Annotated in this window: 18 protein-coding genes; 13 read left to right on the top strand and 5 right to left on the bottom strand. The window is 73.8% G+C overall.

What is annotated here, in order from left to right; translation table 11 throughout:
• Window positions 1-86: 86 nt before the first annotated feature.
• Entirely contained in the window at window positions 87-482 is a 396-nt protein-coding gene (locus tag ACQEUU_RS14110; RefSeq protein WP_433065386.1) for a cupin domain-containing protein, read from the bottom strand.
• Window positions 483-535: 53 nt separating this feature from the next.
• On the opposite strand from ACQEUU_RS14110, the gene ACQEUU_RS14115 reads away from it, so the two are divergent.
• Window positions 536-1,549, top strand: a complete 1,014-nt coding sequence (locus tag ACQEUU_RS14115) for a GlxA family transcriptional regulator (protein WP_433065389.1) — start codon at window positions 536-538, stop codon at window positions 1,547-1,549.
• Window positions 1,550-1,613: 64 nt separating this feature from the next.
• On the opposite strand, the gene ACQEUU_RS14120 is transcribed toward ACQEUU_RS14115, so the two are convergent.
• Complete coding sequence (locus ACQEUU_RS14120) at window positions 1,614-3,488, bottom strand: S1 family peptidase (protein ID WP_433065392.1); 1,875 nt, start codon at window positions 3,486-3,488, stop codon at window positions 1,614-1,616.
• A gap of 151 nt (window positions 3,489-3,639) precedes the next feature.
• Window positions 3,640-4,875, bottom strand: coding sequence for a hypothetical protein (locus ACQEUU_RS14125; protein WP_433065395.1), 1,236 nt, complete (start codon window positions 4,873-4,875; stop codon window positions 3,640-3,642).
• Window positions 4,876-5,280: 405 nt separating this feature from the next.
• Here ACQEUU_RS14125 and ACQEUU_RS14130 point away from each other — a divergent pair, with 405 nt between their 5' ends.
• From ACQEUU_RS14130 to ACQEUU_RS14180, 11 genes are all read left to right on the top strand, one after another.
• Window positions 5,281-6,954 (top strand): ABC transporter ATP-binding protein, encoded by a 1,674-nt coding sequence (locus tag ACQEUU_RS14130; RefSeq protein WP_433065398.1) that lies wholly within the window; start codon window positions 5,281-5,283, stop codon window positions 6,952-6,954.
• Window positions 6,951-8,873, top strand: a complete 1,923-nt coding sequence (locus ACQEUU_RS14135) for an ABC transporter ATP-binding protein (RefSeq protein WP_433065401.1) — start codon at window positions 6,951-6,953, stop codon at window positions 8,871-8,873. The genes ACQEUU_RS14130 and ACQEUU_RS14135 overlap by 4 nt, the downstream gene beginning before the upstream one ends.
• A 288-nt stretch (window positions 8,874-9,161) precedes the next feature.
• Entirely contained in the window at window positions 9,162-9,428 is a 267-nt protein-coding gene (locus ACQEUU_RS14140) for a phosphopantetheine-binding protein (protein WP_433065404.1), read from the top strand.
• Entirely contained in the window at window positions 9,425-10,600 is a 1,176-nt protein-coding gene (locus ACQEUU_RS14145; protein ID WP_433065407.1) for a glycosyltransferase, read from the top strand. The genes ACQEUU_RS14140 and ACQEUU_RS14145 overlap by 4 nt, the downstream gene beginning before the upstream one ends.
• A 49-nt stretch (window positions 10,601-10,649) precedes the next feature.
• Window positions 10,650-12,053 carry an amino acid adenylation domain-containing protein gene (locus tag ACQEUU_RS14150; RefSeq protein ID WP_433065410.1) on the top strand — a complete coding sequence of 468 codons (1,404 nt, stop codon included), beginning with the start codon at window positions 10,650-10,652 and terminating at the stop codon, window positions 12,051-12,053.
• A complete protein-coding gene (locus ACQEUU_RS14155) occupies window positions 12,050-12,229 on the top strand; it encodes an MbtH family protein (RefSeq protein ID WP_433065412.1) in 180 nt (59 codons plus the stop codon). Before ACQEUU_RS14150 ends, ACQEUU_RS14155 begins: the two co-directional genes overlap by 4 nt.
• 7 nt (window positions 12,230-12,236) lie before the next feature.
• Window positions 12,237-13,556, top strand: coding sequence for an FAD-dependent oxidoreductase (locus ACQEUU_RS14160; protein ID WP_433065414.1), 1,320 nt, complete (start codon window positions 12,237-12,239; stop codon window positions 13,554-13,556).
• Entirely contained in the window at window positions 13,553-14,203 is a 651-nt protein-coding gene (locus ACQEUU_RS14165) for a DUF6875 domain-containing protein (RefSeq protein ID WP_433065417.1), read from the top strand. The genes ACQEUU_RS14160 and ACQEUU_RS14165 overlap by 4 nt, the downstream gene beginning before the upstream one ends.
• A complete protein-coding gene (locus ACQEUU_RS14170) occupies window positions 14,200-18,423 on the top strand; it encodes a non-ribosomal peptide synthetase (protein WP_433065419.1) in 4,224 nt (1,407 codons plus the stop codon). The genes ACQEUU_RS14165 and ACQEUU_RS14170 overlap by 4 nt, the downstream gene beginning before the upstream one ends.
• Window positions 18,420-19,715 carry an MFS transporter gene (locus ACQEUU_RS14175; RefSeq protein ID WP_433065421.1) on the top strand — a complete coding sequence of 432 codons (1,296 nt, stop codon included), beginning with the start codon at window positions 18,420-18,422 and terminating at the stop codon, window positions 19,713-19,715. The genes ACQEUU_RS14170 and ACQEUU_RS14175 overlap by 4 nt, the downstream gene beginning before the upstream one ends.
• Window positions 19,716-19,725: 10 nt before the next feature.
• Window positions 19,726-20,778, top strand: a complete 1,053-nt coding sequence (locus tag ACQEUU_RS14180) for a methyltransferase family protein (protein ID WP_433065424.1) — start codon at window positions 19,726-19,728, stop codon at window positions 20,776-20,778.
• Window positions 20,779-20,921: 143 nt separating this feature from the next.
• On the opposite strand, the gene ACQEUU_RS14185 is transcribed toward ACQEUU_RS14180, so the two are convergent.
• Both ACQEUU_RS14185 and ACQEUU_RS14190 read right to left on the bottom strand, forming a co-directional pair.
• Window positions 20,922-22,169, bottom strand: a complete 1,248-nt coding sequence (locus ACQEUU_RS14185; protein ID WP_433065426.1) for a pectate lyase — start codon at window positions 22,167-22,169, stop codon at window positions 20,922-20,924.
• Between the two features lie 388 nt (window positions 22,170-22,557).
• Complete coding sequence (locus ACQEUU_RS14190) at window positions 22,558-23,214, bottom strand: TetR/AcrR family transcriptional regulator (RefSeq protein WP_433065429.1); 657 nt, start codon at window positions 23,212-23,214, stop codon at window positions 22,558-22,560.
• A gap of 191 nt (window positions 23,215-23,405) precedes the next feature.
• On the opposite strand from ACQEUU_RS14190, the gene ACQEUU_RS14195 reads away from it, so the two are divergent.
• A complete protein-coding gene (locus ACQEUU_RS14195) occupies window positions 23,406-24,620 on the top strand; it encodes an oxygenase MpaB family protein (RefSeq protein ID WP_433065432.1) in 1,215 nt (404 codons plus the stop codon).
• The last annotated feature ends 10 nt before the right edge of the window (window positions 24,621-24,630 follow it).

Here is a 24,630-nt window from a genome sequence, read left to right on the forward strand (position 1 = left end):
CCCCGTGGGCTGTGCTGTCACGCCGACGGAGTCCGGGGCGCTTCTCGGAGACGGTGCGCGGGGTGAGGCCGCTCGCGGGACGTCGCTCAGGAGCCGAGCGCGTGCCCCGTCGTCGCGTCGACGTGGTCGGGGATCTCGTCATGACGGTCGCCGACCGAGGGGGTCCCCGTGGGCTCGAACATGAGGATCTCGGCGCCGGCGGGAGCGGCCGGCTTGTGCTCCGTGCCGCGGGGGACGGTGAACACCGCGCCCTCGGGGAGCAGGACCGTGCGCTCCCCGCCGGGCTCGCGCAAGGAGATGCGCAGCTCTCCGTGGAGCACCAGGAAGAACTCGTCGGTGTCGTCGTGGACGTGCCAGATGTGCTCGCCCTCGACCTTGGCGACGCGTACGTCGTAGTCGTTGACGCGCGTGACGACGCGAGGGCTCCACAGGGCGTCGAAGGAGGCCAGGGCGTCGCCGAGGGCGATGGGTTCCTTGCTCATGCCGCACATCCTGGTCCGCCCGGCACACCCGGCGTGAGTGCTAGGAATAGCACATGTCGCAAGGATCCTCGCACGCTGCCCCCGCCGCGGGCCCGCACCGGGTCGTCGTGATCGTGGACGAGAACTCCAACCCCTTCGAGCTGGGCTGCGCGACCGAGGTCTTCGGCCTGCGCAGGCCCGAGCTCGGACGCGATCTCTACGACTTCCGCCTGTGCTCCCCCGAGCCGCGCACGCTGATGAGGGACGGGTTCTTCACCGTCACGGGCGTCGCCGGCCTGGAGGCGGCCGAAACGGCGGACACGTTGATCGTCCCGAACCGTCCCGACGTCGAGGTGCCCCGCAGAACCGCCGTGCTCGACGCCGTCCGGCGGGCGCACGCGCGCGGCGCGCGGCTGGTCGGCTTCTGCAGCGGCGCCTTCACCCTGGCCGAGTCCGGGGTCCTCGACGGGCGCCGGGCCACCGCGCACTGGCAGTGGGCGGACGCCTTCCGGGCCCGCTTCCCCTCCGTCCGGCTCGAAACCGACGTGCTGTTCGTGGACGACGGCGACATCCTCACGGCCGCGGGCAGCGCGGCCGCGCTCGACCTGGGTCTGCACCTCGTCCGGCGCGACCACGGCGCGGAGGTCGCCAACGCGGTGAGCCGCCGGCTCGTCTTCGCCGCCCACCGCGACGGCGGGCAACGGCAGTTCGTGGAGCGGCCGGTGCCCGAGCTGCGGGACGAGTCCCTGGCACCCGTCCTCGCCTGGGCCCAGGAGCGTCTGGACGGCCCGCTCACGGTGACCGGCCTCGCGGCGCACGCCTCGGTCAGCCCGGCGACGCTGCACCGCCGGTTCCAGGCGCAGCTGGGCACCACGCCGCTGGCGTGGCTCACGGGGGAACGGCTCGCCCTGGCGTGCCGGCTGATCGAGCGGGGCGAGTCGAGCTTCGAGAACGTCGCGCGGCACAGCGGGCTGGGCACCGCCGCCAACCTGCGTGCGCTGATGCGTCGCAAGATCGGGCTCACTCCGTTGGAGTACCGGCGCCGGTTCGGTCCGCGGACCGGCCTGCCCTCTCCATCGGGGACATGAGGACCCCGGCAACGCCCAGTCGATCCAGCCCACGGTGGGTGGGCCGGATCGCGGGGGCGTGAGCTCATGGCCGCTCGTCGGGCGGGGGAGCGAACTGGCCGAAGCGGACATTGCGGGTCCGGTCCCCGTAGGGCGGCTGAGGGCCGCTCTGCGGAGGCGCGGGGGGTCCGTACGGGCCGCCGCCGTGTTCGGGGGCGCCGTGGGGGCCTCCGTACTGACCGTTGCTTCCGTACTGGCCGCCTCCGTACTGGCTGCCTCCGTACTGACCGTTGCTCCCGTACTGGCCGCCCCCGTACTGGCTGTTCCCGTACGGGGAAGCGCCGTGCTGAGGAGTGCCGGGGTGGGGAGCGCCTGGGTGGCCGCTCGCGGGCTGGTCCGCGCCGTACGGTGCGCCGTGGTGCGGGGAGGACCCGTACGGGGCGTGCGGCGGGTGCTGGCCAGGGGCGGCGGGCAGCTGGTGCATCGGGTACGGCGACACCGGGGCGTAGCCGCCGCCCGGTCCCGGGGAAGGCGGGCCCTGACGCCTGCGGCCGCGCAGGACCTTGACCAGGATCAGCGCGATCACCAGGGCGACCAGCACGCCGGCTCCGATCAGCACCCACAGGAGGATCGGCCTGGGCGACTGGTCCTTGCCCGCGGAGATCGCCTGCTGAGACTCGGAGATGTACTTGGCCACGTACGGGTGGTTCGGGAACAGCGCCTGCACCTCGCGGAACTTGGGCAGCGCGTCCTCGTAGTAGTGCCGGAAGAAGTCGTTCAGCGCCTCGTTGTACCGGGTGGTGGTGAGGGCCTGGGCCGGCTTGACGTTCTTCTCGCCGAGCTTCTCCTTGACGATGCTGACCGGCAGGACGAAGCTCTCGTTCTCCGACGCCTCGCCGCCTTCGCTGACCGTGCCGGCGATCAGCATGCCGATGACCTTGCCGTCCTTGCTGAACACCGGGCCGCCGGAGTTGCCGTGGTAGGAGGGCGCCTGGGTCTGGATGTACGGCACGCCGGTCTGCGTGGCCCGCGTGGCGTTGTACGGGCCCTCGGTCAGCGCGGGCTCCAGCCTCGACTCCAGGCTGAAGAACGCCGTGTTGGTGACCAGACCGGGGAAGCCGCTGATGTAGAGGGTGTCGCCGGTCCGCACGTCGCCGTCATTGCCGAGCGGCACCGTGGGCAGGTTCTGCTGCCCGTTGACCTTGAGCAGCGCGAAGTCCTTGCCGGGGTAGTTCTCGCCCACCGACACCAGCTCGGCCGGGACCGCCTTGGCGGTCTTGTCCACGCCGCCGCCGGGCAGGCTCTGGAGCACCGTGAGGCTCTGCTGCAGGTTGCGGATCTTCATGTGGTTCGTGTTGAACGTGACGAAGATCTGCTGCGCGAGCTTGAGGATCTCCTCGTCGGTCTCGATGCCCTGCAGGCCGCTGACGATCCCCTGGGCGTCCTCCTGGTTGAACTTGGCGAGCGCCTGCCGGGCGAACGTCTGCGCGAGCTCCGTCTCGCCGAGCTGGACGCAGTGCGCGCCGGTGACCATGTAGCCGTCGGGGGTCACCCACCAGCCCGTGCACATGCCGCCGACCTCGGCCTCGACCGTGCGCTCAGGGGCGCTCACGCCCAGGTAGGTGTCCACGTCGGCGGCGATCCGCTGGAAGATCCACTTGGCGATGCTGCGCTCGTCCGCGGAGATCTTGCCGGAGGTGACGGCGTCCGTGGCCTGCTGGACGAGCCGGTTGAACGCGGCCTGGTTGAGCACGCTGGACGGCACGGCCACCGTGCCGGTGTAGGTGAGGCTGGTCAGCTGCACGGCGGGCTGGGTACGGGCGGCGAGCCAGGTGCCGACCGGGATGTCGGGGCGTTCGTCGGCCCCCTCGTCGGCGGCGGCCGGCAGGGCCGGCATCGTGACCGCCATGATGACCGCCGCGACCGCAGCGATCCACTTCTTCCTACGTTTTCCACTCACAACGGGCCATGGTGTGGGACGGCTCTTGTACCTGACTTGGAGCCGAATGGCACCTTATGTCCCCAGCGTGACGGCCTCGGGCCCCGGAGGCGGACGGGGCCGATGGGCTCGCGTGACGCGGCCCGCGGGGGTGCCGGATACTATCCGGCGGTCACGTGGTGACCGTCCGGTCGCGTAGCAGGAAATGGCCGACGCCGTTGGCGTGCAGGTAGGCGTGGAACTTCAGCGCCTTGGACTCGGCCGTCCTGTCCGTGGTGACGATCGTGGTGACCACATAGTTCTTCGACGGGTGCGTGAGGATCTGCCCGTACGCGAACGTGCGGAAGGTCATGTCCCGGCGCGTGTTCACCGCGGACGAGTCCAGCTTCGCCAGCCGCGCGGCCGCGGCCTTGGCGGCCTTCTCCGAGGGGAACGCCATCGCGACCTGCACCGCCTTGAGATGCCCCCGGTAGGCCGTGTAGGCGACCTGGATGGCCCGCCGGCACTTGTTCCCTGCCAGCACGCCGCGGCCGTCGACCGGATCGCACGTCTCGTACGTCCAGCCGCCGACCTTCTTGGCCGAGAACCGGACGCCCTCCCACTCGAACCGCCAGTCGTCGAACTCGGTGTGCGCGATCCCCGATCCCGCCTCGGGGCGGGCGGAGGCGGACGGTGAGTCCGTGGGCTCGGCGGCCGGCGTCCCGTCGTCCGTGGGCTGGTCCTGCGCCGGCTCGTCGGACTGCCAGGGCGCCGACGTGGGGAGCGAGGGCTTGGTACGGGGCTCGGCGGGCGCGGATCCGGCGCCGGTGGCGTTGACGTAGGAGACCACGCCGACCGCGCCCCCGCCCAGCAGCGCCACGGCCAGGCCGACGGACAGCCCGACGACCAGGCCGGTGCCGCGCCTCGGCCGCGGATCGAAGTCCTGCGGACCCGCGCCCACCCCGAACCGGTCCTGCCAGTGCCGCGAATCCCGCGGGTCCGCCCAGGACCGCGGGCCCGGCCAAGGTTGCGGGCCCGGCTGGTCGGTCCAGGGCTGCGGCTGGTCGGGCCACGCTTGCGGATGGCGCTGGTCGGTCCAGGGCTGCGGGTCTGTCTGGTCCGGCCACGGCTGCGGGTCCGGCTCGTCCGGCCAGGGCCGGGGGTCCTGCCGGTGCCGCGGGTCCGGCCAGACCTGGGAGTCGGGCCGGGGCGGCGGGTTCCGCGGCTCTTCCCACGCCTGCCGGGCGAGGGGGTTGCGCGGGGCCTCCCCGGCGTACGGGTTCTGGTAGGAGCCGGGTCGCCGGTCGACGTCGGACGGCGGGCCTCCCTGTCTCGGCTGCGGCCCGTTCTCCGGACGGCCGGGTCCCGGCGGTGACTGCTGTGCCTGGCCCCACGGCTCTTCGCGGTGGGGCTGTCGAGGGTCGGTCATCGCCCCATTGTGAGAGGGCGCATTGCCACGATTAAGACGACGTTGGAGAAGAGCATGAGAATGAACCCTCGCCTTCCTCTCCTGCGTATCCTGCCTGCCGTGCCGGTTGGCTCCACGAATAGTCGAGGCTGACGTGTTCGTGATCCCGGCGTGCCGGCGCGGGCCGGGCGGCCTGTCAGGTCTGGAAAGGTTTGGCTAACCTTATTCGGGAGCCGGTCGTCTCGTCGGCTAAGGCTGATGAGATCCTGGGCCGGGCCGCTCCCCGACGCCCGCACCCCCGCTGGTCCCCACGCAACCAGGAGAGACGTTGTCCGACAACCCCTTCCCCGATGAGAACGGCGTGCGGCAGACCCAGGGGCGGAAGGGCCCGCGCGAGAGCCCGGCCACCGGGCGGTGACCCGGCCCATGACCGGCCGGCGGGTCCTGTGGCGGGCGCTGACCCGCAACCGCCGGCGGCTGAGCGCCGGCACCGCCCTGATCAGCCTGCACCAGGTCTGCGAGTCGCTGGTGCCGATCCTCATCGGGGTGATCGTCGACCAGGCCATCGCCCCCGGCGACGGCGGCGCGCTGGCGATCTGGGTGGCGGCCCTGGCCGCGCTGTTCACGGCGCTGACCATGTGCTACCGCTTCGGCGCCCGCCAGCTCATGATCGCCATCGCGGACGAGGCGCACACCCTGCGCGTCGAGGTCGCGTCCAAGATCATGCATCCGCGCGGCATCAGGACCGACCGGCGGGCCGGCGACCTGCTCACCGTCGCCATCAACGACACCGGCAACACCTCCTACCTGCTCGACCACGTACCGCGCGTCGCGGGCGCGCTCACCGCGACCACGGTGAGCGCCGTCGCACTGCTCGTGATCGACCTCCAGCTCGGGCTCGCCGTGCTGCTCGGGACGCCCGTGGTGCTCCTCGTGCTGCAGGCGGCCACCCCGCTCATCACCAAGCGGGTGGCCGAGCAGCAGGAACTCGCCGGCGAGGCCACCTCGCTGGCAGCCAACCTGGTCAGCGGGGCCCGCCCGCTGCGCGGCATCGGCGCGGAGCGGGCGGCGGCCCGCCGCTACGACGAGGTCAGCGGGCGCTCCCTGCGGGCGGCCGTGCGCGCGGCCCGCACCCAGGGCTGGTACCTGGCCGCCTCCACCTCCGGCGGCGCGCTGCTGGCGTGCGGGGTCGCGATCCTGGCCGGGTGGTTCGCCCTCAACGGGCGGATCACGGTCGGCGAGCTCATCACCGTCATCGGGCTCGCGCAGTTCCTGATGGAGCCCATCGGCCTGCTCGCCGTCGTGCCCAGCTGGGTCGCCGACGCCAGGGCCTCCGCCGACCGCGTCGCCGGGGTGCTGGGCGCCCCGCCGCTGCTGCCCGAAGGTACGGAGGAGGTCGCCGGTCCTCCCGGCCTGGAGCTGCGGGGGTTCCGGTACGGCCCGCTGGACGGGGTCGACCTGCACGTGCGCCCCGGCGAGTTCGTCGGCGTGGTGACGCACCGCGCCGCCGACGGGGAGGCGCTCGTCAAGGTGCTGGCCGGGCAGGTGGCGCCGGAGGAGTACGAGGGCGAGGTCCTCGTCGGCGGCACCCCGCTGGCGCGGCTCGACCCGGCCGGCGCCCGCGCGGCGATGCTGGTGGAACCTCACCTCACGGACCTGTTCACCGGGACCGTCGAGGAGAACGTCACCGCCGGCGGGCCGCTGGACGAGGCCGCGCTGGCGGCCTCGGCGGCCGGTGAGGTCGTCTCCGCCCACCCGGCCGGCCTCGCGCACGTGGTCTCCGAGCGCGGCGCCGGCCTGTCCGGCGGGCAGCGGCAGCGCCTGGCGCTGGCCCGCGCGCTGACGGCGCGCCCGCCGATCCTCGTGATGCACGACCCGACCACCGCCGTCGACGCGGTGACCGAGCACGAGATCGCCCGAGGGCTGCGCGACCTCCGTCGCGCCGGGGAGTTCACCACCGTGGTGGTGACCAGCAGTCCGGCGCTGCTCGCCATGACGGACCGGGTCGTGGTCCTCGACGACGGCCGGGTCGCAGCCGAGGGGACGCACGCCGGGCTGGCCGTCACCGACGACGACTACAACCGGGCGGTGCTGCGATGACGACCTCCGACAAGTCGCCCGACCCCGGCGCGGGGGGCGGGGGTGACAGGCTGCCGGTCGCCGACGCGCGCAGGACGTGGGCGTGGCTGCGCCGGGAGCTGCGCGCGCGGTGGGTGGCGGCCACGCTCGCCGTGCTGGTGGGCGCCGTGGGCGCCGCCGCGTCGGTGGTGCCCGTGTACGTGCTCGGCACGCTCGTCGACCTGGTCGACGAGGGCGCTCCGGGGTCGGCGATCGTCCCCGTCGCGCTGGTGATCCTGGCCGGGGCGCTCATCGGCGGGCTGGCCACCGGTCCGGCCATGTACCTGGTCAGCCGCGTGTGCGAGCAGATGCTGGCGGACCTGCGGGAGCGTACGGTGGCGCGGGCGTTGTCGCTGCCCGTGACGGCCTTGGAACGGTTCGGCAAGGGAGACCTGCTGTCGCGGGTGAGCACCGACACGGCCGCGATCGGCAAGGCGGCCTCCACCGTCGTGCCCGCCATGATCTCCTCGTTCCTGCTGGGCGTGGTCAGCGTCGGCGCGATGGCGGGGCTCGACTGGCGGCTCGGGCTGGCCGGCGCGGTCGCGATCCCGCTCTACGCCCTGGGGCTGCGCTGGTACCTGCCGAGGGCCGCGCCGAAGTACGCCGCGGAGCGCCGGGCGGTCGCGGACAACTCGCAGCTGCTGGTGGAGAGCATGCAGGGGGTGCGCACCGTGCAGGCGTACCGGCTGGAGGGGCGGCGGCTGCACCGCATCGGCGGCGCCTCCCGCGAGGTGCACGACATCAGCGTGTCGGTCTTCACGCTGTTCACCCGGTTCGTCGGGAGGGTCAACCGGGCGGAGTTCTTCGGCCTGGCCGCGATCCTGGTGACCGGTTTCTTCCTGGTCCGTCAGGGGTCCGTGACCGTGGGGGAGAGCGCCGCGGCGGCGGTCCTGTTCCACCGGCTGTTCAACCCGATCGGCATGCTGCTGTTCACCTTCGACGAGATCCAGGCGGCGGGGGCGAGCCTGGCCAGGCTCGTCGGCGTCATCGACCTCGATCCCGGCGCGGACCGGGCTGAGCCGGCCGCCCGCCCGGTCAGGCGGTCGACGGCCGCGCGGGCGCGGAGCGCCGGGCACGCGCGGATCGCGTCCACCGCCCGCCCGGCCGGGCCCCGCGACGCCTCGCTGGAGCTGAGCGACGTCCACTTCAGCTACGACGGCTCGCCCGAGGTGCTGCACGGGGTGTCCATCAGCCTGGCCGCCGGGTCGCGGGTCGCGCTGGTCGGATCGACCGGCGCGGGCAAGTCCACCATCGCGGCGATCGCCGCGGGCATCCTGACGCCCGGCAGCGGCGCCGTACGCGTCGGAGGCGTCGAGCTCGCCCCCGACCGCCTGCGCGAGCACGTCGCGATCATCACGCAGGAGGTCCACGTCTTCGCCGGGCCGCTCATCGAGGACCTGCGCCTGGCGCGGCCGGACGCCTCGCCGGAGGAGGCCGCCGCCGCGCTGGCGGCCGTCGGCGCCCTGGAGTGGGTGACCGCCCTGCCCGGCGGCCTCGACACGGTGGTCGGCGAGGGCGGTCACGAGCTCACCACGGCCCAGGTCCAGCAGCTCGCGCTCGCCCGCCTGATGCTCGTGGACCCCCCGATCGCCATCCTGGACGAGGCCACCGCGGAGGCGGGCAGCCTGGGCGCCCGTACCCTGGAGGAGTCCGCCGCCGCGGCCACCCGGGGGCGCACCACCCTGATCGTCGCCCACCGCCTGACCCAGGCGGCCTCCGCCGACCGGGTGATCGTCCTGGAGCACGGCCGGATCGTGGAGCAGGGCGGGCACGCGGAGCTGGTCGCCGCCGGCGGCCGGTACGCGGAGCTCTGGCGGGCCTGGGAGGCGCGCACCCCGGCGTCCTCACCACGTCAGGCGGTGACGGGGATCGACCTCACCCGCGCCCTGCCTGAGAAGTGAGCATGGCTCACAGAAGGGCCGTCCGCGGGTGCCGCTGCTGCTGGGAGCGCTCCCAACCGTCGTCCTAACAGAAGCGAAGATGGCGATGAAAAGGTTGACTAGCCTGTCAGTTCGCGCCTAGCGTTCCTTGTGGGAGCGCTCCCGTGATCTTGTCATCGGAGAGCGTGAACAGCTCGATGCTGAACCCCTTCGCAGGCGATGGTGCCGATCGAGGTGCACGGTTCCCTCTCTCGTCCCTCTCTCGCCCGGACGACGGGTGTCCTTCCCGCACTATGAGGAGTAAGTGTCATGGCTGTGCTCGGCGTGCTCGAAAACGAGGTCATGCGGTTGTGGTCCGAGATCCTCGGCGTGGAGGTCACGTCCCCAGACCAGGACTTCTTCGAGCTGGGCGGCCAGTCGCTGGCGATGGTCCAGTTCCTGGCCACGGTGGAGGACGAGTTCCGGGTCGAGCTGCCGGTGGAGGTGCTCTTCGTCGAAGGGCTGACGGTCGCCGAGGCCGCGCGCGCGATCGAGGAGGGCTCCCGGGCCGGCGCCTCGGCCGGGGAGGGCTCTTGACCACCGTCGTCATGGTCACCCACGGCACGCACGGCGACGTGCTGCCGTTCGTGGGCCTGGGACGCATCCTGCGGGGGCGGGGGCACCGGGTGGAGATCCTCACCCATGCCCCCTTCGAGGGAGTGGCCCGGCGCGAAGGGCTGGAGTTCACGGCCATCGACACGGAGCGTGAGTACGAGCGGTACCTGGCCGACACGCCGATGCTGCTCGGCGCCGGCATGCAACGCTGGCGGCGGTTCTACGACGCCACCGGGCTGTTCGACCAGATCCGGTTCGAGTGCCAGGTGCTCAAGACCCGGCACGTGCCGGGGGAGACGGTGTTCGTGGGCCGCCACACCACGGCGATCTCGACGCTCTTCGCCGGCGAGCTGCTGGCCGTGCCGACCGCGTGGGTCGCGGTGACGCCGGTGCAGTACATGTCCGAGCGTCCCGCCGTGCACATGTACCGGGAGACCATGAGCGACCGCCTCGACGCCGTGCGCGCGACGCTCGGGCTGGCGCCGGTCGACGACTGGGCCTCCTGGTTCACCTCGGCCCAGCTCCACCTCGGCCTCTGGCCCGAGTGGTTCGACCGGGCCGGGATCGCCGCGCCGTCGCGGGCGCGCCTGACCGGGGCCCCGTACGGCGACGACACCTTCCAGGGCGCGGTCCCGCCGGAGGCCGAGCGCCTGCTCGACCAGGGCGCGGTGATCGTGACGGGCGGCACCGGCCGCATGATCCACGAGCGGTTCTACCCGGCCGCCGTGGCCGCCTGCGCGGCCGCGGGGGTGCCCGCCCTGGTCGTGGCCAGACACCGGGACCTGGTGCCCGACCCGCTGCCGCCGGGCATCTCCTGGTTCCCGCACCTGCCCTTCCACCAGGTCATGGGGCGGGCGCGGGCGGTGCTGCACCACGGCGGCATCGGCACCGTCGTCAGGGCCGTGGCGGCGGGGGTGCCGCAGGTCCTGCTGGCGCACGGTTTCGACCGTTCTGACAACGGCATGCGCCTGGCCCGGCTCAAGCTCGGGTCCTGGCTGCCCGAGCGGCGCTGGACGCCGGAGGAGATCGTCCCCCTGCTGCGCGCCGCCCTGAGCGACGACGGCTACGGCGAGCGGGTGGCCCCGTACGCGCTGGCCGCGCGGCCCGGGCTGCGGGCGGCCGCCGAGGCCGTCGAAGAACTGCTGAACGTCTGACCGCTACCTTCGGAGTTGAGCCATGCCTGTATTGGGAGCGCTCCCAAACGTGGTGCAGTTATTCCGGCGCCAGGCGGCGAGCACCCCTGACCGGGTCGCGATCGTCGCCGGCGCCGAGCGCCTGACCTACGCCGAGCTGGACGCCGCCGCGGACCGGCTGGCCGCCCGGCTCGCCGCGGCCGGCGCGGGCCCCGGCGCCCTCGTGGGGATCTGCGCCGCCAAGTCGGCGGCCTGCGTCACCGCGATGCTCGCCGTCCTGCGGACCGGCGCCGCCTACCTGCCGCTCGACCCCGGCCACCCGGCGGCCCGCGTCGAACTCGTCCTGACGGACTCGGGCGCGCACCTGCTGCTGACCGACGGCGACCCCGTCACCACCGCGGTCCCGGTGGTACGGCTGGACGAGGAGCACCCCCCGGCCCCGCCCTTCCCCGCCGTCCCTCCGGACCCCGCCGCCCCGGCGTACGTGATCTACACCTCGGGCTCGACCGGCCGCCCCAAGGGGGTCGTCGTGCCGCACCGGGCGCTGGCCAACCTGCTCACCGGGATGCGCGCCCTGACCGGCTCTTCGGAGGACGACGTCTGGCTCTCGGCCGCCTCGCTCACCTTCGACATGTCCGTGCCCGAGCTCTACCTGCCGCTCGTGACCGGGGGCCGGCTCGTCCTGCTCGACCCCAAGGCCGCGATCCTCGGCAAACGGCTCGCCGCGCTGATCGAGCGGGAGGGCGTCACCCACATGCAGGCGACCCCGTCGGGCTGGCGGGTCCTGCTGTACGCCGGGTTCCGCGACCCGCGGCTGACCGCGCTGATCGGCGGCGAGGCGCTGCCCGCGGCCCTGGCCAGGGAACTGCGGCCCAGGGTCGGACGGCTCGTCAACATGTACGGCCCGACCGAGGCGGCCGTCTGGGCCACCTCGTGGGAGGTGCCGCCGGAACCGGAGACGATCTCGATCGGCGACCCGCTGCACGGCGCGAGCGTGCACGTCGTGGACGACCGGCTGAACGAGGTGACCCAGGGCGAGCTCGCCATCGGCGGCGTGGGCGTGGCCAGCGGCTACCTCGGCCGCCCCGCCCTGACCGCCGAACGCTTCGTCCCCGACCCGTACGGCGAGCCAGGAAGCAGGTTGTACCTGACCGGCGACGTGGTGCGGCGCACCGGCGCCGGGCTGGAGTTCCTGCGCCGGGCCGACACCCAGGTGAAGGTGCGCGGCTACCGGGTCGAGCTCGGCGAGGTGGAGGCCGCCATGGACGCCCTGCCCGGCGTGGGGCAGTCCGTGGCGGCGGTGTCCGGCGACGCCCTGGTGGCGTTCGTCGTCGGCGACTGCCCGGACCTGCGCGGCCGGCTGGCCGAGGTCCTTCCCTCGTACATGGTCCCGACCAGGGTGGTCCCTCTGGACGCCCTGCCGCTCACCCCCAACGGAAAGATCGATCGGCGCGCTCTTGAGGAGACCCTGTGAGTGACGTGCTGGTGGTGGTCAACCACGAGGAGCAGTACTCCATCTGGCCCGCGGGCCGCGAGCTGCCGCCCGGCTGGCGGGCCGGCGGCTTCGCCGGGACCCGTGAGGAGTGCCTGGCGCACATCGAGACGGTGTGGACCGACATGCGCCCCCTGAGCGCGCGCGGCGGGAGGTGACGCGGACATGGAGCCCACCGTGGAGCCCACCGCGAGCCCCGAGGCCGTCATCGTGGGAGCGGGCCTGGCCGGCCCGCTGCTCGCGAGCCTGATCGCCCGGCGCGGACACCGGGTCGACCTGGTCGAAGGCCGCCCCGACCCGCGCGCCACCCGCCACCACGGCGGCCGGTCCATCAACCTCGGCATGTCGGCGCGGGCCATCGCCGCCCTGCGCGAGGTCGGCCTGTGGGAGGAGGCGCGCCGGCTGTCCGTGCCGATGCGCGGGCGCATGGTGCACACCGCCGGCGGCAGGTCGTCGGTCCACCCCTACGGCAAGGACCCGTCCCAGATCCTGCACTCCATCAGCCGGGAGGCGCTGGCCCGCCTGCTGGTCGAGCACGCGGAGAAGCAGCCCGGCGTGCGGCTGCGCTTCGACTCCCGGTGCGTGGCCGTCGACCGGGACCGCGCCCGCGTCACCCTGGCGGACGGCGACGAGCTCGCCGCGGACTTCGTGGTCGGTGCCGACGGCGCGTCCTCGATCGTCAGGACCGAGATGCAGCGCGGCCTGCCGGCCGCCTTCAGCCGCGAGTACCTCGAATGGGGGTACAAGGAGATCACCATCCACCCCCTGTCCGACGGCGCGCCCGCGGTGCCGCTGGAGGCGCTGCACATCTGGCCGGGCGAGCGCGGCCTCGGCGTGGCCCACCCCAACATCGACAACAGCCTGACCTGCACGCTCTTCCTGCCCCGCGACGAGCCGCCGGACCCCGTGTCCGAGGCGTTCCCGCACCTGGCGGAGCTGGTGCCCGACCTGGACGAGCAGGCGGACGCCGCGCCGATGAGCCACCTCACGACCGTGCGCACCGCGCCGTGGCACCACCGGGACAAGGCGGTCCTCGTCGGCGACGCCGCCCACGCCGTCTACCCCTTCTACGGCCAGGGCATGAACGCCTCCTTCGAGGACTGCCTGGTCCTCGACGGCATGCTGGCCCGGCACCCGCACGACCGGGAGGCCGCCTTCGCGGCCTACGAGCGCGCCCGCAAACCGCACACCGACGTGCTGGCCGAGCTGTCCGCGCAGAACTTCCTGGAACTGCGCGACGGCATGCGCTCTCCCGTACGCCTGGCCAGGAAGCGGCTGGACCTGCTGCTGCACAAGGCGTTCCCCGGCACCTGGGTGCCGCTGTACACGCTCGTCTCGCACACCACCGTGCCCTACGGCGAGGCGCTGCGCCGCGCCCGGCGCCAGGACCGGGTGGCCGCCGCACTGGCCGCGACCGGTGCCGGCCTGGGTATCGCCGGCCTGCTCGCCGCGCTGGGGCGGCGCCACCGGAGGAACCCCCGATGATCACACATCCGCACGACGACGCCCTCGTCCTGTTCGACCCGGTCGACCTGGAGCAGGACCCCGCCCCCCACCCCTTCGTCGGCGAGCACCGGGCCGACCTGCTGGCCGTCGTCGCGTGGGCGCGCGCCTACCTGTGCCGGCCGCATCCGGACCTGGGCCGGGTGGGCCCGGTGTGCCCGTACGCGCAGACGTCGCTGGACCGCTCGGCCTTCCGGCTGGCCGTCCGGCCGGGCGGCGGCCACTCCGTCGAGTCGCTGAGCGGCCTGCTGGCGCCCTACCGCGACTGGTTCCTCGACCTCGCGCCCCGGGGGAGGCCCGGCTCCCACTCGGCGACGATCCTCGTCCTGCTGCCCGGCATGCGCGACGCCCGGGAGGTGGTCGACGCCGCCCAGCGCGAGCTCAAGGACGCCTACGTGGCCCACGGCCTGATGATCGGCGAGTTCCACGACGGGCCGCCGGACAAGGCCGGGCTGTGGAACCCCGACTTCCGCCCGCTGCGGAGCCCGGTGCCGATGCTGGTGATCAGGCACATGGTGCCGACCGACCTGCCGTTCCTGATCTTCGAGGAGGCGCACCTGGCCGCGTACCGGGACCTGTTCGGCGAGCAGGTGCCGGGCCATCTGCGCAACCTGGTGGCCAAGCCGTGACCGCCCCCGGCTTCCCGCTGACACCCGCCCAGGAACGGCTCTGGTTCCTGCACGAGGCCGGCGCGTCCGGCTACCAGGTGAGGGACGGGCACCGGCTGCGCGGCCCGCTCGACCCCGGCCGTCTCGCCGCGGCGCTGAACCGCCTGGCCGCCCGGCACGAGGCGCTGCGCACCCGGCTGGCCGACGGCGGGGACGGCCGCCCGGTCCAGATCGTGGACGACGAGGCCCGCGTGGACCTGGAGGTCGCCGAGGTCCGCGGCGAGGCCGAGGCGCGCGCGGTGTGCGACGCGTTCGTGGCCAGGCCGTTCGACCTGGGGCGGGCACCGCTCCTGCGGGCGCTGCTCGTCCGGCTGGCCCCGGACGACCACGTGCTCGTCCTCTGCCTGCACCACGCCGTCTGCGACGGGCGTTCGCTGCAGATCCTCTTCGGCGAGCTGTACGCCATGCTGGCCGGGACGGACGGACCCGAGGCGCCCGCCGTCCCGTTCTCCGCCTACGTCGCCAAGCTGGGTCAGGCCGGTCCGGGGCGCGCCCGCGCCTCCCGTGACTACTGGCGCTCCCGGCTGGCCGGCGCGCCCTCCCTGCTGGGCCTGCCGACCGACCGGCCGCGCCCCGCCGCGCCGAGCGGGCGCGGCGCCCGCCATCGGTGGAGACTGTCCCCGCAACTGCGCGACGCCCTGATGGAGAGCGCGCGCGGCACCAGGACGACGGTGTTCGCCATGGTGCTGGCGGCGCTCGGAGCCACCCTGGGCAGGTACGCCGACCAGCGGGACGTCGTGGTCGGCAGCCCGATGGACGGCCGCGCGGGGCGGGAGTTCGGGCAGACCGTCGGCATGTTCGCCAACACCGTCGCGCTGCGGCTGGACCTCGGCGGCGACCCCACCGTGGCCGAGCTGCTCCGGCGGTGCCGGCGCACCGTGGCCGAGGCGATCATGCACGGCACCACCCCGTTCGACGAGGTGGTGGAGCTGGCCGGAGGCCGCCGCGACCTCAGCCACAACCCGCTCTTCCAGGTCATGCTCGTCATGGACCATCTGGAAAGTCCCCGGCGGACGGCCGGCGACCTGCTGATCGAGCAGTGGGATCTGGCCGCCCTCGAGGCCCGCTTCGACCTCACCCTGTTCGTCACCGTGGGCGACGACGTGGAGCTGTACCTCGACTACGCGACGGACCTGTTCGACGCGGAGACCGTGGCGGCCCTGGCCGGCCACCTGACCGTCGCGATCGAGGCCGTCGCCGGCGACCCCGGCCTGCCGGTGAGCGGCGTCCCGTTCGACGACGGGACCACGCGGGCCGGCGGCCCGGACGGGTCTCACGACGGGACCGGGCGCGCTGCCCGGCCCGCCGCCGCGACCGGGGCGTGGGAGAGCGTCGCCGACCTGGTCGTGCGCCGGGCCCGCCAGACGCCGGACCGGCCCGCCGTCCTGACAGAGGGGGAGTGCCTCCCGTACGGCGACCTGGTCTCGCGGGCGCGCGAGCTGGCGGCGCGGCTGGAGCCGTTCACCCGCGACGACCGCCCGGTGGTCGGCGTGGCCCTTCCCGCGGGACCGGACGGGATCGCCGCGATCCTCGGCGTCCTGCTCGCCGGCGCCGCGTACCTGCCGCTGGACCCCGCCCACCCGCCCGCGCGCCTGGCCGGCCTGCTGCGGCGGGCGGGGGCGGTCGCGGTGGTCGCCCGGCCCGGCGAGCCGGCCGGGCTGGACGCGTTCGACGGGGCCAGGCTGGAGGTCCCCGGCCCCGCGGCCCCGCCGGGCCGGGGCGCCGAGGCGTCGCGGCCCGGAGACCCGGCGTACGTGATCTTCACCTCCGGGTCGACCGGGACGCCCAAGGGGGTGACGGTGTCGCACGGCGCCGTCGCGGAGTTCAGCCGCTCGTTCGTCGACGCGCACGGCTTCGGGCCCCGGCACCGGGTGCTCATGCTGCCGCCGCTCACCTTCGACGCCTCCGTCGGCGACCTGTTCCCCGTGCTCAGCTCCGGCGGCGCCCTGGTCATCCACCCCGAGCCCGCCCGGCTGGACGGCGCGGAGCTCGTCCGCTTCTGCGCCGAACACGGCGTCACCGCCGTCGACGCGCCCGTGGCGCTGTGGCGGCGCTGGGTCGCCGACCTGGCCGCGACCGGCGTCCCCGAGGACTGGCCCGTCGAGATCATGATGGTCGGCGGCGAGGAGGTGCCGGTCGAGGACGCGCGCGCCTGGCAGCGCGTGACCCGCGGCAGGTGCGCCCTGTTCAACCACTACGGCCCCACCGAGGCCACCGTCTGCGCCACCGTCCACCGCGTCGACGGCACGGACGACCTCGGCGGCCTGGGCCGGGTGCCGATCGGCACGCCGCTGCCGCACGTGCGCGCCCGCGTCCTGGACCGGGCGGGCCACGCGGTGCCGGCGGGCGGCGTGGGCGAGCTGCACCTGGGCGGGGCGGGCCTCGCCGACGGGTACGCCGGTGAGCCGGCGCTGACCGCGGCGGCCTTCGTCCCCGACCCCGACGGGCCGCCGGGCGCGCGCCTGTACCGGACGGGCGACCTGGCCCGGGTACGGCCGGGCGGCGCGGTCGAGTTCCTGGGCCGGCGCGACCGCCAGGTGAAGATCCGGGGCCACCGGATCGAGCCGGCCGAGGTCGAGCACGCCGTCAGGGCGCATCCGGCCGTCACCGACTGCGCCGTCGTCGTCTCCGGCGACCACCTCGTCGCCTACGCCGCGACGGACCTGACACCGGCCGCGCTCCGCGCCTTCCTGCGTGAACGGCTGCCCGGATACCTGGTGCCGTCCGCGTTCGTGCCGGTCGCCGCCATCCCGCGCACCGCCCACGGCAAGGTCGACCAGGCGGCGCTGCCGCCCCTGCCGGGACCCGCGGGGGAGTCGCCCGCGACCGCCACCGAGGCGGCGCTCGCCGCGGTGTGGCGGCGGGTCATCGGCGTTCCCGACGTGCGCAGGTCGGACAACTTCTTCGAGGTGGGCGGGCACTCGCTGCTCGCCGGCCGGGTGGTGGCCGAGATCAGGCGGGAGCTCGGCGCGGACGTGGCCCTGCGCGCGGTCCTGGAGACGGCCGACCTGGCCGAGCTCGCCGCCGCCGTGGACCACGGCGGCGGCGAGCCGGAGCACCTGGACCTCGCCTCGCTCGCCGTCCTGCCGTCCGACCTCACGGTACGGCCGAGACCCGCGCGCCCGGCCCGGCGCACCAGGGCCATCCTGCTGACCGGCGCCACCGGCTTCCTCGGCGCCCACCTGGTCGGCGAACTGCTGGCCCGCACCGGCGCCGAGATCATCTGCCTGGTCCGGGCCTCCGGCGATCGCCAGGCGGAGGAGCGCGTGCTGGGCAACCTGCGCGCGTACGGGCTCGACGCCTCGCCGGGCAGGGTGCGCGGGCTGGCCGGCGACCTGACCGCGGCCCGGTTCGGCCTGGACCGGGAGCGGTTCGCCGAGCTGGCCGGCGCCGTGGACGTGATCTGCCACAACGGCGGGCAGGTCAACTTCTACGAGAGCCTGCACCGCATGCTGCCGGTCAACGTCGGCGGCACCGTCGAAGCGCTGCGGCTGGCCGGGCTCGGCGGCGCCCGGCTGCACTTCGTCTCCACCCTCGGCGTCTTCCTCGGCTCGGCCCACCGGGGCCGGGTGGTGACCGAGACGACCGCCCCGGACGACCCGGCCGGCCTGGAGACGGGCTACGACCAGAGCAAGTGGGTGGCCGACCGGCTGGTGCGCCTGGCCCGCGACGAGGGGATGGCGGTCGTGGTGCACCGGCCGGCGCGCGTCAGCGGGCACAGCCGGAGCGGCGCGGGCAACCCGGACGACTACTTCGCCCGTCTGCTGGCCACGTGCGTCCGCCTGAACATGGCGCCCGACCTGCCGCTCGAGGAGGACCTGTCGCCCGTGGACCACGTCGCGGCGGGCATCGCCCACCTGATCACCGATCCGGACACGGCCGGCGACTTCCACTACTTCAACGGCGCGACGATCTCCTACCGGGAGATCGCCGAGGCGCTCGGCGCGGACCTCGTACCGTGGGACACCTGGCGGGCGCACGCCGCCGGCCTGGGCGCGGACAGCCCGATGGCGCCGTTCGCCTCGGTGCTGGACGTGCCGGCCCCGCAGCCCCGGCGGCCCGTCTTCGACTGCGGCCGCACCGAGCGGGCCCTGGCCCGCGCCGGGCTCGTGTGCCCGCCCGCCGACGGCGCCCTCATCCGGCGCTACGCCGGCCGCCTGGCCGAGGCGGTGCACGCGTGAACGTCGTCAGGTTCGCCCTCATCTGGACGGCGTCGCTGCTGTCGTCGGTCGGCTCCAGCCTCACCACCTTCGTGCTCGGCGTCTGGGTGTACCAGACCACCGAGTCGCCGACGCAGTTCGCGCTGGTCGTGCTCTGCGGCATGCTCCCCGGCATCCTCATCGGGCCGTTCGCCGGGGTGGTCGTCGACCGGTTCGACCGGCGCGCGGTGATGATCGTGACCGACTGCCTGGCGGCGTTGTCCACGGCCGGCCTCGCCGTGCTGATCTGGACGGGGTCGCTGGCCGTGTGGCACGTCGCGCTGGCGGGAGCCGTCAGCGGCGCCTGCGGCGTCTTCCACCTCACCGCCTACCAGGCCATGACCCCGCTGCTGATCCCCGAACGGCACCTGGGCCGCGCCAACGGGCTCATGCACCTGTCCACCGGTGTCCAGATCGCCGCGCCCGTCCTCGGGGCCACGCTCCTGGCCACGGTCGGGACGGCGGGGGTGGTGGCGATCGACCTCGGCACGTTCGGCGTCGCGATGATGGCGCTGCTGCTGATCCGGCTGCCCGCGGCGGTGCTGCGGCCCAACGCCGCCGTCACCGAGAGGCCCGCCGTGCTGGAGGATCTCGGCGCCGGGTGGCGCCACCTGCGCGCACGGGCCGGGCTGACGGCGCTGGTGGCGGCGCTGACCGGGTTCAACTTCACCTTCGCCGTCGCCGGGGTGCTGGTGCAGCCGCTGATCCTGTCCTTCGCCGGCCCCGGGGTCCTGGGCGTGCTGATGTTCGCCGGAGGCGCGGGCATGCTCGCCGGCGGTCTCCTCATGGGCGCCTGGGGCGGGCCGCGCCGGAAGATCACCGGGATGACGGCCTTCATGGCGCTCGGCGGGGTCTTCCTCGTGCTGCACACCCTGAGCCCCTCCCCGCTCCTGGTGGGGCTGGCCGCCGCCGGGTTCCTGTTCACGCTGCCCGTGGTGAACGGCTGCGCGCACGCCGTCCTGCAGAGCCGCGTCGAGCCGGCCCTGCTGGGGCGGGCCATGGGCACCGCGCACACGCTCGGCTCGGCCGCCGTCCCGGTCGGCTACCTGCTGGCCGCGCCGCTGGCGGAGCACCTGCTGAACCCGGCGCTGCTGCCCGGCGGCGCGCTGGCGGGGAGCGCGGGCCTGATCGTCGGCGTGGGGGAGGGCCGGGGGATCGCCCTGGTGCTGTTCCTCGACGGCCTGCTCCTGCTGGGTCTGGCCGCCGTGCTGGCCGCGATGCCCGCCCTGCGCCGGCTGGACCACACCCGTTCAGTCCCGGTCCCCGTCACCTGAGAGGAACCTCATGCCGGTCGACCTGCCACCCGACGAGGTGGCCGCCTTCCGCCGGGGCGAGGCTCCGGCGCCGATGCTCGACCTGCTCGGCCTGATGGCCTGCCACGCCGTCGGGGCCGCGCGCTCGCTCGGCGTGTTCGACGCGCTCGCGGCCGGGCCGCTGACGACGGAGGAGCTCGCCGCGTCCGCAGGCGCCGACCCGGCCGCGCTGGAGCACCTGCTCGGCGTCCTGAGCACCACCGGGTACGTGCGGCGCGACGACGGCCGGTACGCCAACACGCCCGCGAGCACGGCGTGGCTCTGCTCGGACTCGCCCACCGACTACGGCCGGATCCTCGGCCTGTGGCAGGCCATCGTCGAGGAGCGGTGGGCCGGGCTCGCCGGCGCGGTGCGCTCCGGGACCCCGGCGGGCGGCTTCTACGACTGGCTCGCCGGCCGCCCTCACCTCTCCGAGGCCTTCCACGACCTGCAACGCGGGCTCGCCGAGTGGCTGGCGGAGGAGGTCGTCTCGCTGGCGCCGCTGCCGGAGGGCAGCACGAGCCTGCTCGACCTGGGCGGCGCGCACGGGCTGTACGCCGGGGCGTTCTGCCGCGCCCACCCCGGGCTGACGGCCACGGTCGTCGACGCCGCCGTCGCCGAACGCTCCGAAGGGCCGCTGACCTGGCGCGTCGGCGACCTGCTCACCTGCGACCTGCCGGGCGGGCAGGACGTGACCGTCCTGTTCAACGTGCTGCACGGCTTCGGCGCGGCCGACGCCGCCGCGCTCGTCGCCAGGGCGGCGGCCACGCTCCGGCCGGGCGGGCTGCTGGCCGTCATGGAGAGCGTGGCCGAGCCCGGGAGCGGCGCCGCCGACCGGGCCTTCGGCGCGGCGTTCTCGCTCAACCTGTGGCACACGCAGGGCGGCGCGCTGCATTCGGCCGAGACGATCCGGGGCTGGCTGGAGGAGGCGGGCTGCGCCACCGGCCCGTGGCGGGCGCTGACCCGCTCGCCGTCGCACGCCCTCGTGACGGCGACGGCTCCGAGCCGGGCGACGCTGCCGGAGCGGTCCGCCGCCGGGCGGTGAGCAAGGGGGCATTCCCCCGCCGTCCGCCCGTGCGCACCGGCGGTCAGGACCGGTCGGGGAAGGCGGGGCGGACGGCGGCCCGCCTGCCCGTGCGCGCGAGCGTCACGGGCAGGCGGGAGGGGTATGCCCCCGATCGGGGGTTCCTACCGGTAGGTGATGTCGGACGGGGAGTAGAGGCAGTTCACGCCGTCGGCGCCCTCGCCGATCTTCGTGGGCTCGCTGCCCTTGGGCACGCCGCGGTACTTCTCGCAGATGACGGCGCTGCCGTAGACGGTGATCCGGCTGAACCTGGCGGTGTCACCCCAGTTGGTGTTGATGCCGGCCAGCACCTTGGTGGAACGGGCGGTGACGCCGTCCATCACCACGTGCCGCTGGTAGGAGGTCGAGCAGTTGCCGCAGGCCCGGTAGAGCTTGCCGGCGCTGTGCACCTGGAAGTCGCGGATGGTCAGGGTGCCGGCGCCGTTGTGCTGGAACACCTTGTCCGAGGCCGACTTGGCGCCTCCGCCGTCCACCAGGTAGCGCGCCGAGGAGCTGGAGCTGCGGAAGGTCGCGGCGTCCTCGCCGACGTCGTTCCACCACACGTTCTTGATCGTGCACGAGCCCTCGCAGTGGATGCCGTCGCCGGCCGGGGCGTCGATGATGACGTTCTGGATGGTGCCGCCGTTGGCCACCACGAACATCGGGTCCTGGCTCTCGCCCTGGCCGCCGTCGCCGATGCCGTAGTAGCGCTTCATGCCGCCGTCGAAGAACGTGCCGACGTCACGGGTCACGGTCTGGTGGACGCTGCCGGTGTTGGACGGCCACGGGCCGCTCCCGTCGCCGCCGCCGCTGGTCGGCGTGACGGTCGGGGTGGCGGTCGGCGTGGGGTCCGGGTCGCCGCCTCCGCTCGCGGGCCGCAGCGTCCACTGCTTGGTGGCCACCGAGTCGCAGGAGTTCTGCTGGAGCACGGCGCCGGAGGAGGTGGAGTTGTCCTTGACGTTGAGGCACTTGCCGCTGTTGGCGTTGACCACCCGGTAGTTGCTCCCCGAGGCGGTGAACTGCCAGGTCTGCGAGGCGGCGGAGGTGCACGACTCCTGCTGCACCGCCTTGCCGGCGCTGGTGGAGGCGTCGCGGACGCCGAGGCACCTGCCGCTGTGCGCGGCCTTGAGCTGCCCGCCGCTGAGCGCGAACACCTGCCCGGCGGTGCCGGCGCAGGCGGTCTGGACGAGTTGGACGCCGTCGCCGGTGCTCGCGCCGGGCACCGCGGCGCACAGCCCGCTGGCGGCGTTGACCAGCGTGTAGCTGCCGTTGGCCGGGGCCGCGGAGGCGGTCCCCGTCAGCACGGCCACCAGCCCGCCGCTGGTCACGAGTGCGGCGGCCAGCGAGAGCGCCCATCTTCTTCTTCTGCGCACGGTGAACTCCACTTCGGTGTACGGGGGATGCCCCCGGATGAGGGAGAGGCGTCGGTGGCGGCGTCGCGGAGAGTCCTAGGTAAGCGCTTTCCCGGACGACGTTCGCAGTGAAGCACAGTGCGCCGCCGCCCGGGAAGGCCCAGGCGTGGGACCGCCCCGCCCGCCCGCTCTTCCCGCTGGTCAGGCGTCGCGGAGGCGGGCGTGAGGGGGTGGGAGGCGGTGAAAGTTTCATCCGGGGCGCTACAAGCGGTTGCCGGAAACGCCCAGGGCGTTGCGCGCGAAGCTGCTGGCAGCACCTGTCTCGTGCGGGCGGGTGGCGACGGTCTGAGCAGGTGACGACAATCGCTTGCATCGATGGCGTGGCGGGGGCCGCGAGCGGCGGCCCCCGTCAGCCGGTGGCGTTCAGCATGGGCACCAGGAACCGCCGCGCCACGGCGGCGAGCTGCTCGTCGTCGTCGAGGTCGACGAGCTCGCTGGGGGTCGACAGGAAGGAGGCGGAGATCCGTACCATCAGCTCGGCCACCAGGTCGGCGTCGAGGTCGGCGGGCACGTTGCCCGCGCGCTGCTCGCGGCGGAGCTGACCGGCGACGAACTGGCGGACGATCGCGAGGGTGCGGCCGCCATCGGTGATCATGGACGGGATGAGCAGGTCGGGCTCGGCGGCGATCAGGCCGCCGATCAGCGGGTTGTCCCGGATGGTGCGCAGCGAGCTCACGAAGCCCAGCACCACGCGGTCGGCTGCGGTGCCGGCCTGTTCGATGTCGATGAGGAACTGGTCGAAGTAGCGGCGGAACTCTCGCCGTACGACGTGCTCCACCAGCACGTCCTTGGTGGCGAACCGCCGGTAGACGGTGATCCGCGAGACCTTGGCCCGCCGGGCGACGTCCTCCATGGTGGAGCGCCGGATGCCCGTCCGGCTGAACTGCTCGTAGGCCGCGTCGAGGATGCGCGCACGGGTCTCGTCCAGGTCGCCGACCTGTTCGACGGCGTCGAGGTAGGCGCGCTCCAGCAGGGACTCTGAGTCTGTCGGGGTTGACGGCGACATGAGCGATGGCGATATGAGCATGGTCAGCGCGGATTCCACGACCACCTCCCAAATCGATTATGCCTATTGTGATGGTCCTCACAGTGTGCTGTCATGATGCTGATACGCAGATCTGACATCTGTTTCATCGTATCAGGTACGTGCTCTCGGATCTCAATTAGCGGCTCCCGACCAGGAGGAGGAACGACGGCATGGACAAACCCACCAGACGCAACCTGCTGAAGGCAGGCGGCGCGCTCGGCGCCCTCGGCGCCCTGAGCGCCGCGACCCCCGCGTACGCGTGGACCTGGTCGCCCAAGGGCTCGGTGGCGGGCACGGGCGTCGGCGCGGACCCGCGATGGGTGTGGGACGCGGAAGCGGACCCGCTGGTCGCCTCGCTGCTCGACCGCGGCGACGTGCCCATGGTCAACCAGCTCTTACGCAACTGGACCAAGAACGGCCAGCCGCTGCCCACCGGGCTCCCGGCGGACCTGCGGGCGTTCATGGAGCGCGCCCGGCAGCTTCCGGCGTGGACCGACCACGGCAAGCTCGCGACCTCGTTCAGGTTCACCGAGAAGCGGGGACTCTACCTCGGCGTCCTGTACGGGATGGCCAGCGGCATGATGAGCACGGTCATCCCCAGGGAGGCCCGCGCCGTCTACTACTCGCAGGGCGGCGCGGACATGAAGGACCGCATCACCAAGACCGCCAAGCTCGGTTACGACATCATGACGCGCAACGCCTTCGATCCCGACGGCGAGATGATCGTGACCTGCGTGAAGACCCGGCTGGTGCACGCCGCGGTGCGGCACCTGCTGCCGCAGTCCCCGCACTGGCCCCCGGTCGCCGACGAGGAGATCCCGATCAGCCAGGCGGACATGATGGTCACCTGGCACAGCCTGGGCACGACCGTCATGCAGAAGATGGTCGACTGGCGGGTGCCGATCCCCTCCTCCGAGTCCACGGCCTTCCTGCACTCGTGGCAGGTGACCGCGCACATGCTCGGCATCAGGGACGAGTACATCCCCGCGTCGTGGGCGCAGGCGAACTCCCAGGCGGAGCAGGTTCTGACCCCGATCCTGGCGCCGACCCCCGAGGGCATCAAGCTGGCCGACATCCTGCTCAACCTCGGCGCCTCGGTCGACGGCGCCATCCTGTCCAAGCCGATCCTCGGCGCGTTCACCCGCTACGTGCTCGGCGACCAGATCGCCGGCTGGCTGAAGATCCCGAGGGAGCCCGTCTGGGACTCGCTGCTCCGGCTGTCCTGGCGGCCGTTCATCGCCATCCGCGAAGGTCTGCTCAACCTCCCGCTGGCGCCGGAGACGTACTGGCTCTTCGACGAGTTCCTGCGCAAGGCGACCCTGCTCTTCCTGTCCGAAGCGAAGCCGATCAGGATCGAGATCCCGGAAACCAACCGGCCGTCCTGATCGACCACTT

It is taken from the genome of Nonomuraea sp. CA-218870 (assembly GCF_050936535.1).
Lineage (GTDB): Bacteria > Actinomycetota > Actinomycetes > Streptosporangiales > Streptosporangiaceae > Nonomuraea > Nonomuraea corallina.